We start from the raw sequence: 1,304 nt of genomic DNA, 5'->3' as shown, positions 1-1,304 counted from the left end.
GTTGAACGCCCATACTCAGAATATCACCTTGCCAAAGCTACACGAAGTTTTCCGCGCAACGAAGAACAAATACAAAAGCCCTATAATTTCGCGCTTTTTCCTCAGTTGATGTGCTTTACTCTGCTGATCACCCCTGTGGTGGGAAACAATAAATAAAATTGCAGCTCATTGTAATTTTATCGTGGAGATAAGACGTGCAACCCCTGCAACTTTCTCTGAAATGCTGCATGCAAACGCCTGACCGCGCCGCCTTCGAATTTCGAGCCATTAAAAGATGGCCTTTCTTCAACTGTTTGAGCCCGCTTCACCCGAGAATCAGATCTCAGAGTGAGAGGTTGTAAGTCGCATCGACCCCAAATGACCGTTCAATATTCGGAAACAGATGCTGATAACTTAATTCATTGTGGCCTCAAGACCCCCTAAGTGGCCATATAAATGACATATTTCGCAGAAAAACACTCGATATGTGGCAAAAGAGTGGGTAGAGTTCAGGTTAAGGGAGTGTGCGTCACGATGGGTTTTAGACGTGGCAGGCCTCACCGCGACAGTTAACGAGGGTGGAATAGATGTTTAAATCTTTAAAGACCATGCTGGTCGCGCTTGCAGCGGTTGTGCTGATGAGCAGCGCAGCCAGCGCCGTGACGGTGGTCAGTGCAGGCGGGACTTACGATATCAAGTCTGACCCGCTGTTCATTGGAACGGCAACCAGCCCTGGCGGGCCGGGATCTTATTCGGTGAATTTCACATCGCCGGTTGATCCGCTGATTGGGCAAGCAAACGCATCGGTTACGATCAATGTTTTTGGCCTGTTCACCGGCCTGACGATGAGCTGGGTTGATACAGCCAACCCATCGAACGTGTTTGCAACAACCGCGATCCTGGGCAATGGCATTCAGACAACGCTCAACACGCTGTTCAGCAGCGCATCAACCAGTCTGAGCCAAACGCTCGTGTTCTCGTGGGCGGGATCGACCGCACCGACCAACGGTGGGGTGATCGGCTTTGACTTCGATGTCTCGGCGGTTCCGCTGCCAGCAGGTGGCATGCTGCTGCTGACCGCCCTGGGTGGGCTGGCGCTGATGCGCCGCCGCCAGAGGGTGTAAAAGAAGCTTCATAACAGATGTTATGTTAAAAGGGCTGCTGATGCGGCCCTTTTTTATTGGTCACAGATCAGATCCTGCCGCCGGCGGCCTGGAGCAGCATCCAGACCATGCGTGTGCATCTGAGCCGGATCAGGGTCGCAACCGCCCGCATGGTTTCACCCACCGAGCCCAGCTTTTTGCTGGCCAGCACTTTGGGCGTAT

At 52.6% G+C, this 1,304-nt stretch carries 1 protein-coding gene; it reads left to right on the top strand.

Annotated features, from left to right (window positions below; genetic code table 11):
- Positions 1-566 precede the first annotated feature (566 nt).
- Positions 567-1,103: a VPLPA-CTERM sorting domain-containing protein gene (locus AC2FNU_RS24725; protein ID WP_496794280.1), complete on the top strand. Its 537-nt coding sequence runs from the start codon at positions 567-569 to the stop codon at positions 1,101-1,103.
- The last annotated feature ends 201 nt before the right edge of the window (positions 1,104-1,304 follow it).

The organism is Ruegeria sp. BHSB064 (assembly GCF_059613205.1).
This window is presented reverse-complemented; position numbering and strand designations above follow the sequence as displayed.

Coding starts and splice junctions, on each gene's coding strand:
- AC2FNU_RS24725 (WP_496794280.1), top strand. CDS start 567: ATGTTTAAATCTTTAAAGACCATGCTGGTCGCGCTTGCAGCGGTTGTG.